15 protein-coding genes are annotated in these 16,159 nt (G+C 69.0%); 6 read left to right on the forward strand and 9 right to left on the reverse strand.

Annotated elements, in window-relative coordinates; all coding sequences use genetic code 11:
* Positions 1-6 precede the first annotated feature (6 nt).
* From ACZ7M3_RS17045 to ACZ7M3_RS17070, 6 genes are all read right to left on the reverse strand, one after another.
* Complete coding sequence (locus tag ACZ7M3_RS17045; RefSeq protein WP_054235894.1) at positions 7-1,263, reverse strand: cysteine desulfurase; 1,257 nt, start codon at positions 1,261-1,263, stop codon at positions 7-9.
* Positions 1,260-2,042, reverse strand: coding sequence for a Fe-S cluster assembly ATPase SufC (gene sufC, locus ACZ7M3_RS17050; protein WP_450433430.1), 783 nt, complete (start codon positions 2,040-2,042; stop codon positions 1,260-1,262). The genes ACZ7M3_RS17045 and sufC overlap by 4 nt, the downstream gene beginning before the upstream one ends.
* A 7-nt stretch (positions 2,043-2,049) precedes the next feature.
* Entirely contained in the window at positions 2,050-2,379 is a 330-nt protein-coding gene (locus tag ACZ7M3_RS17055) for a bifunctional 3-phenylpropionate/cinnamic acid dioxygenase ferredoxin subunit (RefSeq protein ID WP_054235896.1), read from the reverse strand.
* Positions 2,379-3,560, reverse strand: coding sequence for a Fe-S cluster assembly protein SufD (gene sufD, locus ACZ7M3_RS17060; RefSeq protein WP_472064113.1), 1,182 nt, complete (start codon positions 3,558-3,560; stop codon positions 2,379-2,381). Before sufD ends, ACZ7M3_RS17055 begins: the two co-directional genes overlap by 1 nt.
* Before the next feature lie 91 nt (positions 3,561-3,651).
* Entirely contained in the window at positions 3,652-5,076 is a 1,425-nt protein-coding gene (sufB, locus tag ACZ7M3_RS17065; protein ID WP_067364231.1) for a Fe-S cluster assembly protein SufB, read from the reverse strand.
* On the reverse strand, positions 5,073-5,816 hold the full coding sequence (locus ACZ7M3_RS17070) for a helix-turn-helix transcriptional regulator (RefSeq protein WP_097226267.1): 744 nt from the start codon (positions 5,814-5,816) through the stop codon (positions 5,073-5,075). The genes sufB and ACZ7M3_RS17070 overlap by 4 nt, the downstream gene beginning before the upstream one ends.
* Positions 5,817-5,977: 161 nt before the next feature.
* Between ACZ7M3_RS17070 and ACZ7M3_RS17075 the strand changes: the two genes are divergently transcribed.
* The 4 genes from ACZ7M3_RS17075 to ACZ7M3_RS17090 all read left to right on the forward strand — a co-directional run bounded on the left by ACZ7M3_RS17075 (position 5,978) and on the right by ACZ7M3_RS17090 (position 9,752).
* Positions 5,978-6,808, forward strand: coding sequence for an AAC(3) family N-acetyltransferase (locus ACZ7M3_RS17075; protein ID WP_472064116.1), 831 nt, complete (start codon positions 5,978-5,980; stop codon positions 6,806-6,808).
* 46 nt (positions 6,809-6,854) lie between these two features.
* Positions 6,855-7,778, forward strand: a complete 924-nt coding sequence (locus ACZ7M3_RS17080; RefSeq protein ID WP_261686114.1) for an ABC transporter ATP-binding protein — start codon at positions 6,855-6,857, stop codon at positions 7,776-7,778.
* Positions 7,779-7,920: 142 nt separating this feature from the next.
* The gene (locus ACZ7M3_RS17085; RefSeq protein ID WP_229889007.1) at positions 7,921-8,637 is read left to right on the forward strand and encodes an ABC transporter permease; all 717 of its coding nucleotides are present in this window, start codon (positions 7,921-7,923) and stop codon (positions 8,635-8,637) included.
* A 107-nt stretch (positions 8,638-8,744) separates the two neighbouring features.
* Complete coding sequence (locus ACZ7M3_RS17090) at positions 8,745-9,752, forward strand: COX15/CtaA family protein (protein ID WP_351302994.1); 1,008 nt, start codon at positions 8,745-8,747, stop codon at positions 9,750-9,752.
* Positions 9,753-9,779: 27 nt separating this feature from the next.
* Here ACZ7M3_RS17090 and ACZ7M3_RS17095 read toward each other — a convergent pair whose 3' ends face one another.
* The 3 genes from ACZ7M3_RS17095 to ACZ7M3_RS17105 all read right to left on the reverse strand — a co-directional run bounded on the left by ACZ7M3_RS17095 (position 9,780) and on the right by ACZ7M3_RS17105 (position 12,524).
* Complete coding sequence (locus tag ACZ7M3_RS17095; protein WP_097226265.1) at positions 9,780-10,886, reverse strand: amidohydrolase family protein; 1,107 nt, start codon at positions 10,884-10,886, stop codon at positions 9,780-9,782.
* A 238-nt stretch (positions 10,887-11,124) separates the two neighbouring features.
* On the reverse strand, positions 11,125-11,475 hold the full coding sequence (locus ACZ7M3_RS17100; protein ID WP_095855304.1) for a hypothetical protein: 351 nt from the start codon (positions 11,473-11,475) through the stop codon (positions 11,125-11,127).
* Positions 11,476-11,570: 95 nt separating this feature from the next.
* Complete coding sequence (locus ACZ7M3_RS17105) at positions 11,571-12,524, reverse strand: heme o synthase (protein WP_472064570.1); 954 nt, start codon at positions 12,522-12,524, stop codon at positions 11,571-11,573.
* A 379-nt stretch (positions 12,525-12,903) separates the two neighbouring features.
* Between ACZ7M3_RS17105 and tkt the strand changes: the two genes are divergently transcribed.
* Together tkt and tal are read left to right on the forward strand one after the other, a co-directional pair.
* A complete protein-coding gene (gene tkt / locus ACZ7M3_RS17110; RefSeq protein ID WP_472064120.1) occupies positions 12,904-15,006 on the forward strand; it encodes a transketolase in 2,103 nt (700 codons plus the stop codon).
* Between the two features lie 34 nt (positions 15,007-15,040).
* A complete protein-coding gene (gene tal, locus ACZ7M3_RS17115; protein WP_472064122.1) occupies positions 15,041-16,159 on the forward strand; it encodes a transaldolase in 1,119 nt (372 codons plus the stop codon).

Consider the following 16,159-nt stretch of genomic DNA (forward strand, 5'->3'; position numbering starts at 1 on the left):
AGCCCCTCAGCCGAAGAAGTTCCGGACGTGCTCCAGGCCGTCCACCAGCGCGTCGATCTCGGCCGGCGTGGAGTACAGATAGAACGACGCTCGCGTGGTCGCAGGAATTCCGTACCTCAGGCAGACCGGGCGTGCGCAGTGGTGTCCGACCCGGACCGCGATGCCCTGCTCGTCCAGGACCTGGCCCACGTCGTGCGGGTGGATGTCACCCAGGGTGAACGAGATCGCGGCGCCGCGGTCCTCGGCCGTGGTCGGGCCGATGATCCGCAGGTCGGGGACCTCGCCGAGCCGCTTCACCGCGTACTCGGTGAGCGCGTGCTCGTGGGCGAGGATCTTGTCCATGCCGATCGCGTTCAGGTAGTCGATCGCCGCGCCGAGACCGACCGCCTGCGCGATCGGCGGGGTGCCCGCCTCGAACTTGTGCGGCGCCGGGGCGTACGTCGACGAGTGCATCGACACCGTCTCGATCATCTCGCCGCCGCCGAGGAACGGGGGCAGGTCCTCCAGGAGCTCCTGGCGGCCCCACAGCACGCCGATGCCCGTCGGGCCGCACATCTTGTGGCCGGTGAAGGCCACGAAGTCGGCCTGGAGGGCCTGGACGTCCAGCGGCATGTGCGGCGCGGCCTGCGACGCGTCGATGCAGACCAGCGCGCCGACCTCCTGGGCGCGGCGCACTATCGCCTCGACCGGGTTCACGGTGCCCAGGATGTTCGACACCAGCACGAAGGAGACGATCTTCGTCTTCTCGGTGATGATCTCGTTGATGTTCGACAGGTCGAGGCGGCCGTCGTCGGTGAGACCGAACCACTTCAGCTTCGCGCCCGTGCGCTGCGCCAGCAGCTGCCACGGCACGATGTTGGAGTGGTGCTCCATCTCGGTGATGACGATCTCGGTCTCGTGGTCGACCCGGTAGGGCTCGTCGGCCCAGCCGAGCATGTTGGCCACGAGGTTGAGCGACTCGGAGGCGTTCTTGGTGAAGATCACCTCGTCGCGGCTCGGCGCGTTGATGAACGCGGCGACCTTGTCGCGCGCGCCCTCGTACAGCGCCGTGGCCTCCTCGGCGAGCACATGCACACCGCGGTGGACGTTGGCGTTGTAGCGCTCGTAGTACTCACTCAGGGCGTCCAGCACCTGGCGCGGCTTCTGCGAGGTCGCCGCGTTGTCCAGGTACACGAGCTTCCTGCCGTCGTGGACCTGACGGTCCAGGATGGGGAAGTCCTTGCGGATCGCCTCGGTGTCGAGGAGGCCCGGCAGCTGTGTCACGCGGATGCGCCACCCTTCATGTCGACTTCATGCTTCGCATAAGCCTCGTAGCCCTCGTTCTCCAGCTTGTCGGCGAGCTCGGCGCCGCCGGACTCGACGATGCGGCCGCCGGAGAAGACGTGGACGAAGTCGGGCTTGATGTAGCGCAGGATGCGCGTGTAGTGCGTGATCAGCAGGGTGCCGACCTCACCGGTCTCGCGGACGCGGTTGACACCCTCGGAGACGACGCGCAGGGCGTCGACGTCCAGGCCGGAGTCGGTCTCGTCGAGGATCGCGATCTTCGGCTTGAGCAGCTCCAGCTGGAGGATCTCGTGGCGCTTCTTCTCACCGCCGGAGAAGCCCTCGTTCACGTTGCGCTCGGCGAAGGAGGGGTCCATGGAGAGGCGCTCCATGGTCTCCTTGACCTCCTTCACCCAGGTGCGCAGCTTGGGGGCCTCGCCGCGGACGGCCGTGGCGGAGGTGCGCAGGAAGTTGGAGACCGAGACACCGGGGATCTCGACCGGGTACTGCATCGCCAGGAACAGGCCCGCGCGGGCGCGCTCGTCGACGGACATCTCCAGGACGTCCTCGCCGTCGAGGGTGACGGTGCCGCTGGTGATCGTGTACTTCGGGTGGCCCGCGAGGGAGTAGGCGAGGGTCGACTTGCCGGAGCCGTTGGGGCCCATGATGGCGTGCGTCTCGCCCTGCTTCACGGTCAGGTCGACGCCCTTGAGGATCTCCTTCGTGGCGTTGTCGGCCTCGACGGTGACGTGCAGGTCGTGGATTTCAAGCGTTGCCATGGGTTCCTCAGGACTCCTGGGTGAGGGAGACGAGTACGTCGTCCCCTTCGATCTTTACGGGATATACGGGGACGGGGCGCGTCGCGGGAAGGCCGGACGGCTTGCCGGTGCGCAGGTCGAACGCGGAGCCGTGCAGCCAGCACTCGATCTGGCAGTCCTCCACCTCGCCCTCGGAGAGCGAGACGTTCGCGTGCGAGCAGATGTCGTTGATCGCGAACACCTCCCCCTCGGTCTTCACGACCGAGACCGGCGTGCCGTCGAGTTCCACCCGCTTCGGGGTGTCCTCCTCCAGCTCGCTCAGCCCACAGGCGCGTACGAACGTCGACGAGGCAGTCATCAGACCGACGCCTCCAGCTCCTCGTCGATCTTCACGAGGAGCCGCTCTTCGATGTCGTCGACACCGATCTGCTGCACGAGCTCGGCGAAGAAGCCGCGGACCACCAGTCGGCGGGCCTCGTCGGCGGGGATGCCGCGGGCCATCAGGTAGAAGAGCTGCTCGTCGTCGAAGCGGCCGGTCGCGGAGGCGTGTCCGGCGCCGACGATCTCGCCGGTCTCGATCTCCAGGTTCGGCACGGAGTCGACGCGGGCGCCGTCGGTCAGAACCAGGTTGCGGTTCATCTCGTACGTGTCCGTGCCCTCGGCCTTGGCCTCGATGAGGACGTCACCGATCCACACCGCGTGCGCGCCGTCGCCCTGGAGCGCGCCCTTGTAGGCGACGTTCGACTTGCAGTGCGGGGTGTTGTGGTCGACCAGCAGACGGTGCTCCTGGTGCTGGCCCGCGTCCGTGAAGTACAGACCGAACAGCTCGGCCTCACCGCCGGTGCCGGCGTAGGCCACGCGCGGGTGCAGGCGCACGAGGTCGCCGCCGAAGGTGACCACGAAGGACTTGAACGTGGCGTCCCGGCCGATCAGCGCGTTGTGCTGGCCCACGTGCACGGCCTTGTCGTCCCAGTCCTGGACGGAGACGACGGTGAGCTTGGCGCCGTCGCCCAGGATGTAGTCGACGTTGGCGGCGAGCACGGCGTCACCGGTGTGGTCGATGACGACGACGGCCTCGGCGAAGGCTCCGAGCTCCACGACCTGGTGGCCGTAGGCGACCCCGCCCTCGCCGTGCACCGCGACGCGGATGGGCTCGGTGAGCACCGTCTCCTTGGGGACGGTGATCACGCCGGCCTTCTCGAACGCGGAGTACGCCTGGGCGGCGACACGGTCGACCGGGGTGCCCGCCCGGCCGAGGCGCGCGTCGTCACGGCCGACGGTCTCCACGACGACGCCCGCGGGCGCCTCCACGTCGACCTTCAGGCCGTCGCCGGTCGCGGCCGCGGTCCCGTCGTGCAGCCCGCGCAGGCGCTCCAGCGGGGTGAACCGCCACTCCTCCTCGCGGCCGTGGGGGACCGGGAAGTCCGCCACGTCGAAGGACGGGGGCGCGCTCATGCGCGTGGCGACGGTCGACTCGGCGGCCACCGCGATCTGTCCGGCGGTGGTGGAACCCACCGGGATGTTCTGAGCCTCAGCCATGGCTGTCGGTCTGCTCTCTTTCCTGCGTCGGTTGAGATCCTCGGGCCCGCCGGGAAGGGCGGGCCACCAGCTGTTTTCCGGGCGGCGGGTCTTAGCCGACCGCGCCTTCCATCTGCAGCTCGATCAGCCGGTTGAGTTCAAGCGCGTACTCCATGGGCAGCTCCTTGGCGATCGGCTCGACGAAGCCGCGCACGATCATCGCCATCGCCTCGAACTCCGTCAGACCGCGGCTCATCAGGTAGAAGAGCTGGTCCTCGGAGACCTTGGAGACGGTCGCCTCGTGACCCATGGACACGTCGTCCTCGCGGACGTCGACGTACGGGTAGGTGTCGGAGCGGGAGATGGTGTCGACGAGCAGCGCGTCGCACAGCACGTTCGACTTCGAGCCGTGGGCGCCCTCGCCGATCTCGACCAGACCGCGGTAGGACGTACGACCGCCACCGCGCGCCACGGACTTCGACACGATGTTCGACGACGTGTTCGGCGCCATGTGGACCATCTTGGAGCCCGCGTCCTGGTGCTGGCCCTCGCCCGCGAAGGCGATGGAGAGGGTCTCACCCTTGGCGTGCTCGCCCATCAGATAGACGGCCGGGTACTTCATGGTGACCTTGGAGCCGATGTTGCCGTCGATCCACTCCATGGTCGCGCCCTCGTACGCCACGGCGCGCTTGGTGACCAGGTTGTAGACGTTGTTCGACCAGTTCTGGATGGTCGTGTAGCGGCAGCGGGCGCCCTTCTTCACGATGATCTCGACCACCGCGGAGTGCAGGGAGTCCGACTTGTAGATCGGCGCCGTACAACCCTCGACGTAGTGGACGTAGGCGTCCTCGTCGACGATGATCAGCGTCCGCTCGAACTGGCCCATGTTCTCCGTGTTGATACGGAAGTAGGCCTGGAGCGGGATCTCGACGTGCACGCCCTTCGGCACGTAGATGAAGGAGCCACCGGACCACACGGCGGTGTTCAGCGACGCGAACTTGTTGTCGCCGACCGGGATGACGGTGCCGAAGTACTCCTTGAAGAGCTCCGGGTGCTCCTTGAGTGCGGTGTCGGTGTCGAGGAAGATGACGCCCTGCTCCTCCAGGTCCTCGCGGATCTGGTGGTAGACGACCTCGGACTCGTACTGGGCCGCGACACCGGCGACGAGGCGCTGCTTCTCCGCCTCCGGGATGCCGAGCTTGTCGTACGTGTTCTTGATGTCCTCGGGCAGGTCCTCCCAGGACTCCGCCTGCTTCTCCGTGGAACGCACGAAGTACTTGATGTTGTCGAAGTCGATCCCGGACAGGTCCGAGCCCCAGTTGGGCATGGGCTTCTTCTCGAAGAGGCGCAGGCCCTTGAGGCGGAGCTTGGTCATCCACTCCGGCTCGCTCTTCTTCGCGGAGATGTCGCGGACGACGTCGTCGTTGATACCGCGCTTGGCAGAGGCACCGGCCACGTCGGAGTCGGCCCAGCCGTATTCGTACGTACCCAGACCCTCGAGCTCAGGGTGGGCAGTCTCCTCGATGGGGAGCGTCATGCGGGGTTCCTCCCGGCGGTACTTGCAGATGCGTTATGGGTGGATTCGGAAATCTTGGGGATGAACGTGGTGCACACACCGTCGCCGTGGGCGATGGTGGCCAGCCGCTGAACATGGGTGCCGAGCAGCTGGGAGAAGATCTCGGTCTCCGCCTCGCACAGCTGCGGGAACTGCTCGGCGACATGAGCGACCGGGCAGTGGTGCTGGCAGAGCTGCTCGCCGACCGGTGCGCTACGCGCTGCAGCAGCGTACCCGTCCGCACTCAAGGCCTTGGCCAACGCTTCGGTGCGCTGCTCCGGCGCGGCGGCCTCGACGGCCCTGCGGTACGCCTCGGCCTGGGCGGCCATCCGGGCGCGGGCGAACGCGACGACCGCCTCGTCCCCGCCCTCGCGCGCCGCGATCCAGCGCATCGCGTCCGCGGCGAGCTTGTCGTAGGACTGGTCGAAGGCGTCCCGGCCGCAGTCGGTCAGGGCGAACACCTTGGCGGGGCGGCCGCGCGTACGCGCTCCGTAGACCCGCTGCTCCCGTGCTTCCACGACGTCGTCGGCGACCAGCGCGTCGAGATGACGGCGCACGGCGGCCTGGGTCAGGCCCAGCCGCCCCGCGAGGTCGGCCACGGTCGACGGGCCGTGGTCCAGGATGGACCGCGCGACACGGTTGCGCGTCGAACGCTCACCGGTCGCGAGTTCCTCCTGAGGGGCCCCCGTGGGGGTCTCCCGAGCCTCGCCAACGTTTTTCACAACGCCATTGTTGCGTAATTCCCTGGAGCCTGACAAGCCGCGCCCCCGGAGGCGGGCGGTGCGCTACATCACTTAGGTATACCTAAGGTGACCTGCGGAAACGATCTTTGATCGATCAATTGACTGGCTTCGGGACCGGCTCTCCGCAAGACTCGGGAAGCATGTCGACACCCCCTCCGACCGGCCCACTCGTCACACGCGACACCCTCGCCGCGCAGCTTCTGGAGCTGGGCGTCCAGCCCGGAGAAACGCTTCTCGCGCACTCCTCCCTGAGGTCCCTCGGCTGGGTCAACGGCGGTGCCGTCGCCGTCGTCCAGGGACTGCTCGACGCCCTCGGTCCCGACGGCACTCTGGTGGTCCCCACCCAGTCCGGGGACCTCTCCGACCCGGCGCTGTGGAGCAATCCGCCCGTACCCGAGGAGTGGTGGTCGCCCATTCGGGCGACGATGCCTGCCTACGACCCCCTCGTGACGCCCAGCCGCGGGGTCGGCGTGATCCCGGAGACCGTCCGCACCTGGCCCGGCGCCCTGCGCAGCGCCCATCCCCAGACCTCTTTCGCGGCCCTCGGCCCCCGCGCGGCGCAGATCGTCGAGGGGCACGCCCCCGACTGCCGGCTCGGCGAGCGCAGCCCGCTGGCCCGCCTGGAGACCCTCGACGCCCGGGTGCTCCTGCTCGGCGCGGGCTACGACACGTGCACCAGCTTCCACCTCGCCGAATACCGCATACCGTCCCCGCTCGTCGAGGTGGGACGCCCGGTGCGATCCCCGCAGGGGGCGACCCGGTGGGAGGTCGTCACGGAGGTCTCCGTCGACTCCGACCGCTTCGACGAACTGGGCTCCGACTTCGAACGGGACCGCCCCGTCGTACGGGGACGGGTGGGCGCGGCCGACGTACGCCTGTTCCCGGTGGCCGACGCGGTGGCGTACGCGGAGCGCTGGCTGGCACTGCACCGCCCCCGCGACGAATGGGTCGTACCCAGGACCGCCTCCTGAACCCCGCCCGACCGATCACCCGACCGGCTCCCTAGACTTGCGCCTCATGCGAAGCGAGCCCGTGGTCCAGGTCCAGGCCCTGGTGAAGCGGTACGGCGACAAGACCGCGGTGGACGGCCTCGACCTGGTGGCCGAGGCGGGCATCACCGCCGTACTGGGCCCCAACGGTGCGGGCAAGACGACCACGGTCGAGACCTGCGAGGGGTACCGGAAGCCGGATTCCGGCACGGTACGCGTCCTGGGCCTCGACCCGGTGAGACAGTCCGGGGAACTCCACTCCCGTATCGGCGTGATGCTCCAGTCCGGCGGGGTCTACTCCGGTGCCCGCGCCGACGAGATGCTCCGCCATGTGGCGAAGCTCCACGCCCACCCCCTGGACGTGGACGCGCTCATCGAACGGCTCGGCCTGGACAGTTGCGGCCGCACGACCTACCGGCGGCTCTCGGGCGGCCAGCAGCAGCGCCTGGCGCTCGCGATGGCCGTGGTCGGCCGCCCCGAACTGGTCTTCCTCGACGAGCCGACCGCGGGCCTCGACCCGCAGGCCCGCCGCGCCACCTGGGACCTCGTGCGCGATCTGCGCGCCGACGGCGCCTCGGTCATCCTCACCACGCACTACATGGACGAGGCCGAACAACTCGCCGACGACGTCGCGATCATCGACGCGGGCAGGGTCATCGCACAGGGCTCCCCCGAGCAACTGTGCCGCGGCGGCGCCGAGAACACCCTGCGCTTCACCGGCCGTCCGGGGCTCGACGTCGGCTCCCTGCTGAAGGCCCTGCCGGCCGACTGCACGGCCGCCGAGCTGACGCCCGGCTCGTACCGGGTGGGCGGCAAGATCGACCCGCAGCTGCTGGCCACCGTCACGTCCTGGTGCGCGCAGCACGGGGTGATGCCGGAGAAGATCTCCGTCGAACGCCACACCCTGGAAGACGTGTTCTTGGAGCTCACCGGCAAGGAGTTGCGCTCATGAGTGAGGCTCGACTGCATCTCGGCCGGGGGTCCGGGGGTTGTCCCCCGGGAAGACACAGCCTGGAACTGACCGGCAAGGAGCTGCGTTCGTGACCACCGCCGGTACCTACACCCCGAGGCCGGGGGCGGCCCCGCTGCCCCGGATGATCGGCGCGCAGGCCGCGCTCGAGACGAAGATGCTGCTCCGCAACGGTGAGCAGCTCCTTCTCACGGTGATCATCCCGACACTCCTGCTGGTCCTGTTCAGCTCGGTCGACATCATCGACACCGGCAAGGGCAAGTCGGTCGACTTCCTGGCCCCCGGCATCCTGGCACTCGCCGTGATGTCGACCGCGTTCACCGGGCAGGCCATCGCCACCGGCTTCGAGCGTCGCTACGGGGTCCTGAAGCGGCTCGCCGCCTCCCCGCTGCCCCGCTGGGGCCTGATGACCGCGAAGACGGCGTCCGTGCTGGTCACGGAGATCCTCCAGGTCGTCCTGCTGACGGCGATCGCCTTCTCACTCGGCTGGTCGCCGCACGGCAACCCGCTGTCCGTCCTGCTCCTGCTGATCCTCGGCACGGCCGCCTTCTCGGGCCTGGGCCTGCTGATGGCCGGCACGCTCAAGGCGGAGGCGACGCTCGCCGCCGCGAACCTGGTCTTCCTGCTGCTCCTCGTGGGCGGCGGTGTGATCGTCCCGATGGACAAGTTCCCGGCGGGCGCCCAGGACGTGCTCGGTCTGCTGCCCGTCTCGGCGCTCTCGGACGGGCTGCGGGACGTGCTCCAGCACGGGGCGGGCCTGCCGTGGGGCGACCTCGGGATCCTGGCCGTGTGGGCGGTCGTGGGCCTGGGAGCGGCGGGCAAGTTCTTCCGCTGGGAGTGACTGCGGGTGTGGGCGCATCCGGGTGCGCGGGCCTCCGAGACGGGCCGAGGTGGCGATTTGCGTAGGTGCGGGGGCCTCGTGAAGGCGTGCACAAGCGGACGCCTACGATGGGGCGCGTGCCAAACGTGACCCGAGCCGACGCCGTAGCCTTCGCGCGCAACCCGCTCGCCCTCATCGCCGAACGCTGGACCCCGACCTCCCGGACGGTGCGACGAGCGGCCCTCGCCGCGCTCGTCATGTCGGTGGTCATCGTGGTCACCGGCGGCGCCGTACGGCTGACCGGTTCGGGCCTCGGCTGCCCGACCTGGCCCAAGTGCACCGACGACTCGCTCACCACGACGAGCGCGATGGGCTTCCACGGAGTCATCGAGTTCACCAACCGCATGCTGACCTACGTGCTGTGCGCGGCGGTCGGCTGGGCGATCATCGCCGCGCGCTCCGAGAAGCCCTGGCGGCGCGACCTCACCCGGCTCGGCTGGGCGCAGTTCTGGATCGTCATGAGCAACGCGATCCTCGGCGGCATCGTCGTCCTGGTCGGCCTCAACCCCTACACGGTCGCCGCGCACTTCCTGCTCTCCACGGCGCTCATCACGGTGGCCACGGTGATGTGGCAGCGCACCCGCGAGGGCTCGGCCGAGCCGCGCCCGCTGGTCGGCAAGGCGGTGCAGCAGCTCGTGTGGTGCCTGGTCGCCGCCGCCATCCTGCTGATCGCGGTGGGCACGGTGGTCACCGGCGCGGGTCCGCACGCGGGCGACTCCAGCGAGGTCGAACGCATGGCCGTCAACTGGGAGACCGTCGCCAAGCTGCACGCCGTGCTGGCCTGGATCGTGGTCACGTTGACTTTCGCCCTGTGGTTCGTCCTCAAGGCCGTAGACGCCCCCAAGGGGCCGCTCGACCGCACCCGCGAGCTGTTCCTGATCCTGCTCGGCCAGGGCGTCATCGGCTACGTCCAGTACTTCACGGACCTCCCCGAGGCCCTGGTCGGCCTCCACATGTTCGGCTCCTGCCTGGTGTGGATCGGCGTCCTGCGGGTCCTGCTGTCGCTGCGCGAACGCCCGGAGGCCGCGGCACAACTGCCGGGGCCTGCCGAGGAATCGGCGCTCACGCGCGCGTAGGCCGTTCGTAGGGGGTCCGGCACCGGTTCACTCCACCCCGTACACCCGCCGCGCGTTCCCCGCCGCGATCAGGCCCGCCACCCGCTGCGCGTCCACGAGCGACCAGGCGCCCTCGGCGACCCAGGTGCCCAGCACCCGGGCCAGCGCCTCACGGAACAGGCGGGCGCCGACGACGTGCAGTTCGGGCAGGCCGTGCGCCCCGCTGGAGAACAGGAGCTTGCCGAAGGGGGCCAGCTCCAGGATCTCGGAGAGGACGGCCGCCGCCCGGGCTCCCGTACGCACCAGCGCGGCACCCAGGTCGGCGTAGACGTGCGGGAAGACCCCGGCGAGGTGCGCCGCGTGACGGTGGTACGGGTAGCCGTGCAGGAGGATGAGATCCGTGCCGAGCCCGGCCGTGGCACGGGCGAAGTCGGTGAGCAGGACGGGGTCGGTGCGGTCGATGCGCAGACCGGGTTCGCCCAGGCCGGCGTGGAGTTGGAGAGGCAGCCCCGAGGCGACCGCGATCCACAGTACGTGGCGCAGCAGGACCGGGTCGCTCAGCGCCCCGCCCACCCGGCGGCCCGCGAGCCAGCGGCCCGCCGCGCCCCGCACCTCTCCCGGTCCTGGCGGCTCGGGCGCGAGCGCCAGACCGTGCCGTCCCCCCGCGACCGACGTGAAGGCGACGGCGTTCGCGGCGGCTCCGTGGACGGACTCGGCGAGATTGGCGAGGAAGGACTCGACGGTGCCCGAGGTGTCCGCGACCTGTTCCGCCAACAGCTCCAGGCGGACGATCTCATGGGCGTGGGCCGCGCCGGTCGAGGCCATCTCGCCCGGTCCCGTCAGGTCTCCGGGCAGCCCCGTGTCGACGAGATACGTCGTGATGCCGCTGCCGCGCAGGAGTCTGCGCCCCGACTCCAGGACGCCGAGTTCGCGGCGCCGGGCCAGATAGCGGGCGGGCGGACAGTGCGGTTCCAGGCCGAGCAGGGGCGGGCACCAGCGGCGTACCGCGAAGCCGGTCTGGGTGTCGAAGAAGGTGGTGCCGGGGGCCGGGGGGCCCTCGGTTCTGGCGAGGTGGGCCTCGAAGGTGCCGAGACCCAGCTCCGTCCTCAGTACGCCGTGGCAGTACTGGTCCACCAGGGATGGCGTTTCGATCATCCGGACTCCCCGCGACTGGACCGTTGCGTTCTTCAGGTCCTAACGGGTGAGGCGGGCGTCAGGTGTTGGTGAAGCGCAAGGCGTACCAACAGCTGACGGATGACAGCCGACAGATGACAACTGCCGAGTGACAGCCGACGGAAATCAGATGACGGATATCAACTGCCAGGTATCAGATGACAGGTATCAAATGACAGATTTCAACTGCCAGGTGACAGATATCAGATGATGTCAGCCGCTACTTCGGCGCCCCGAGCTGGATCCCCGCCATCCTCTTCCACTCGTACGGCCCCGTCTTGACCTTCGCCGCGAACTCACCGTCGAACGTCTCGTGAACAGTGATCCCGGCCTTCTTCACGGCCTCTTCGGCCATCGTGAAGGTCGGCGCCACCACGTCCCCCCAGGCACCGTCCGCGCCGACGAGGACGATCCGGGCTCCGCGCTGCCCGATGTACTCGACGTGCCCCTCGGTCCCGCCGTGCTCCTTGGCGAAGGCGTTGATCCGCTGGGCGAGCTTGGCCGCCTTGCGCTCGGCCTTGACGTCCTGGGCGGCGCCGGTGGTCTCGTCAACCTGCTGCGTGTCTGCCATGGTCAGGATGCTACCGACGGGTAGATCAAACGGCGACGGGCGGGGTACGTGGCTTAGCCCACGTACCCCGCCCGTGAAGATTCGCCGGACGGCTCCTAGCGCAGGAAGGGGTCCACCGCGACCGCCACGAACAGGAGCGACACATAGGTGATGGACCAGTGGAACAGCCGCATCTCCTTGAGCTTCCCGCCGCTCACCTCGGCCTTGGCGCGGTTCTGCAGACCATGCGCCTCCCACAGCCAGAACCCGCCCGCGCCGAGCGCGACCAGGGTGTAGAACCAGCCCGTGTAGCCGAGCGGGGTGAGCAGCAGCGAGACCGCGACCATCACCCAGCTGTAGATGACGATCTGGCGGGCGACCACCTTGTTGGAGGCGACGACCGGGAGCATCGGCACGCCCACGCGCGCGTAGTCCTCCTTCACCTTCATGGACAGCGGCCAGTAGTGCGGCGGCGTCCAGAAGAACATGACGAGGAAGAGGATGACCGGCGCCCACGACATGGAGTCGGTGACGGACGACCAGCCGATGAGGACCGGGAGGCAGCCGGCGATGCCGCCCCAGACGATGTTCTGGGAGGTGCGCCGCTTGAGGATCATCGTGTAAACGACGACGTAGAAAAGGAGCGCTCCGAGTGACAGCCAGGCGGACAGCCAGTTGACGGTCAGCCCGAACAGCAGGGTCGAGACGACCGCCAGCGTGATCCCGAAGGCCAGACACTCACGCGGGCTGACCATGCCGGTGACCAGTGGACGCTGCGAGGTGCGCTCCATCAGAGCGTCGATGTCGCGGTCGATGTACATGTTCAGCGCGTTGGCGCCGCCCGCCGACAGAAAACCGCCGAGACAGGTGAGCAGGACCAGCTTGAGATCGGGTACACCCTGCTGGGCCAGGAACATCACCGGAACGGTGGTGATCAGCAGCAGTTCGATGATTCGCGGCTTGGTCAGCGCCACGAACGCCTTCACACGGGCCCCGAACGGCCGGTGGCTTGGGCTGCTGCTCGTCCCGAGCACCCCCGCTGGACGGGATTCGACGGCCGTCACGCACACCCCTGACAGAGACATCCCAGCAAGCCTCCGGGTGTGAACTCCCCGTAAAGGCTCGCGCGTACCACGCCACTGTAGACGTTGCCTATACCTCGGCCTTCGCGGGGGTGGGGTCGTGTTGGGGGCGGCCGTACCAGGGCGGGAAGAGGGCGTGCGCGACGGGCGCGAGGGAGCTCGATTGAGCACTCTTACGAGCGGCTCCGTATTCAGTTGCCGAACACGGAACGGACCAGTCGGGAGGCGGATCCCGGAGAGTCCCGGCAGTCTGGAATGACTCGAAAAAACGCACGTACCTACGGGGGTAGGCTCGACAACGGCCGGTGGGCGCCCAGTGCACCGGCATTCGACATGCGTGACATGTGGAGAGGAGCCCTGACCCAGGGTGAGCACCAAGCCGACCACCACAGACCTCGAGTGGACCGAGTTGGACCAGCGGGCCGTCGACACCGCCCGCGTCCTGGCCGCCGATGCCGTACAGAAGGTCGGAAACGGCCATCCCGGTACGGCCATGAGTCTGGCGCCTGCCGCGTACACCCTCTTTCAGAAGGTGATGCGGCACGACCCGGCGGATCCCGACTGGACCGGACGTGACCGCTTCGTGCTGTCCGCGGGCCACTCGTCACTGACCCTCTACACGCAGCTCTACCTGGCCGGGTTCGGCCTGGAGCTGGACGATCTGGAGTCCTTCCGTACGTGGGGCTCCCGCACCCCGGGCCACCCGGAGTACGGGCACACCCCGGGCGTGGAGACCACGACCGGCCCGCTCGGGCAGGGTGTCGCCAACGCCGTGGGCATGGCGATGGCCGCCCGCTACGAGCGCGGTCTGTTCGACCCGGACACGGCGCAGGGCGAGTCCCCCTTCGACCACTTCATCTACGCGATCGCCGGTGACGGCTGCCTCCAGGAGGGCATCTCGCACGAGGCGTCCTCCCTGGCCGGGCACCAGAAGCTCGGCAACCTCGTTCTGCTGTGGGACGACAACCACATCTCGATCGAGGGCGACACCGAGACGGCGGTCTCCGAGGACACCGTCAAGCGGTACGAGGCGTACGGCTGGCACGTGCAGCGCGTCGCGCCGAAGCCGGACGGCGACATCGACCCGCACGCCATCTACAACGCGATCGAGGCCGCGAAGAAGGTGACGGACAAGCCGTCGTTCATCGCGATGCGCTCGATCATCGCCTGGCCCGCTCCGCACGCGCAGAACACCGAGGCCGCGCACGGCTCGGCGCTCGGCGAGGACGAGGTCGCGGCCACCAAGCGCGTCCTCGGCTTCGACCCGGAGAAGTCCTTCGAGGTCGCGGACGAGGTCCTCGCGCACACCCGCCAGGCTCTCGACCGCGGCCGCGAGGCGAAGGCCGAGTGGGAGAAGGGCTTCCAGGAGTGGCGCACCGCTCAGCCCGAGCGTGCCGCCGAGTTCGACCGGATCGCCGCGTGCGAGCTGCCGGCCGGCTGGGAGGAGAAGCTCCCGGCGTTCGAGGCGGGCAAGGGTGTCGCCACCCGTGCCGCGTCCGGCAAGGTGCTGCAGGCGCTCGGTGCGGTCATCCCCGAGCTGTGGGGCGGCTCCGCCGACCTCGCGGGCTCGAACAACACGACGATCGACCCGAACTCCTCGTTCCTGCCGGCCGACAACCCGCTGCCGGGCGCGAAGCCGTACGGCCGCACGATCCACTTCGGCATCCGCGAGCACTCCATGGCCGCGGAGATGAACGGCATCACGCTGCACGGCAACACCCGCGTCTACGGCGGCACCTTCCTGGTGTTCTCCGACTACATGCGCAACGCCGTGCGTCTGTCCGCGCTGATGCACCTGCCGGTGACGTACGTGTGGACGCACGACTCCATCGGTCTCGGTGAGGACGGCCCGACCCACCAGCCGGTCGAGCACCTGGCCTCGCTGCGCGCCATCCCCGGCCTCAACGTCGTCCGTCCCGCGGACGCCAACGAGACCGCGATCGCCTGGCGCGAGATCCTGGGGCGCTACACGAAGGTCTTCGGCAAGGGCGCTCCGCACGGCCTCGCGCTGACCCGTCAGGGCGTGCCGACGTACGAGGCCGACGAGAACACGGTCAAGGGCGGTTACGTCCGCTTCGAAGCCGAAGGGCCCGGCGGGCAGAGCGCTGAGCCGGAGGTCATCCTCATCGCCACCGGTTCCGAGGTGCACGTGGCGGTGGAGGCGCGCGAGCAGCTCCAGGCCGCGGGCGTCCCGACGCGGGTCGTGTCCATGCCGTGCGTGGAGTGGTTCGAGGAGCAGGACCAGGGGTACCGGGACAGCGTCCTGCCGCCGTCGGTGAAGGCGCGCGTCTCGATCGAGGCCGGTATCGGTCTGACCTGGCACCGGTTCGTCGGGGACGCGGGACGCATTGTTTCGCTGGAGCACTTCGGTGCTTCGGCCGACGGCAAGGTCCTCTTCCGCGAATTCGGCTTCACTGCCGAGAACGTCGCCGACGTCGCCCGGGAATCGATCGCCGCAGCCCAGCGCTGACGCTGAAATACGACACGTAGGAGATGCAATTTCCATGACAGACGCACTCAAGCGCCTCTCCGAGGAAGGCGTCGCGATCTGGCTGGACGACCTGTCGCGCAAGCGGATCACGTCCGGCAATCTCGCCGAACTGATCGACCAGCAGCACGTCGTGGGCGTCACCACCAACCCGTCGATCTTCCAGAAGGCGATCAGCAGCGGCGACGGCTACGAGCAGCAGCTCGCCGAACTCGCCGCCCGCAAGGTCACCGTCGACGAGGCCATCCGCATGATCACGACGGCGGACGTCCGTGACGCCGCCGACATCCTGCGCCCGGTCTTCGACGCGACGCAGGGCCAGGACGGCCGGGTCTCCATCGAGGTCGACCCGCGCCTGGCCCACAACACCACCGCGACCATCGCCGAGGCCAAGCAGCTGGCCTGGCTGGTGGACCGCCCGAACACGCTCATCAAGATCCCGGCGACCAAGGCGGGCCTGCCCGCGATCACCGAGGTCATCGGCAGGGGCATCAGCGTCAACGTCACGCTGATCTTCTCGCTGGAGCGCTACCGCGAGGTCATGGACGCCTACCTGGCGGGTCTGGAGAAGGCGAAGGCCGCGGGCCTGGACCTCTCCAAGATCCACTCGGTGGCGTCCTTCTTCGTGTCCCGCGTGGACACCGAGATCGACAAGCGGCTCGACGCCCTGGACACGCCCGAGGCCAAGACCGCCCGCGGCAAGGCGGCTCTCGCCAACGCCCGGCTCGCCTACCAGGCGTACGAGGAGGTCTTCTCCTCCGACCGCTGGGCCGCCCTCGACAAGGCGCAGGCCAACAAGCAGCGCCCGCTGTGGGCGTCGACCGGCGTCAAGGACCCGGCGTACAAGGACACCCTGTACGTCGACGATCTGGTGGCGCCGAACACGGTGAACACCATGCCGGAGGCCACCCTGCAGGCCACCGAGGACCACGGCGACATCACCGGCAACACCATCGCCGGCACGTACGAGCAGTCCCGCGCCGAGCTCGACGCGGTCGAGAAGCTCGGGATCTCGTACGACGACGTGGTCCAGCTCCTGGAGGACGAGGGCGTCGAGAAGTTCGCGGCGTCCTGGAACGACCTGCTCAAGTCCACAGAGGCAGAGCTCAAGCGCCTCGCCCCTTCGGAGGGCTGA

This window comes from Streptomyces sp. NPDC111656 (assembly GCF_055656965.1).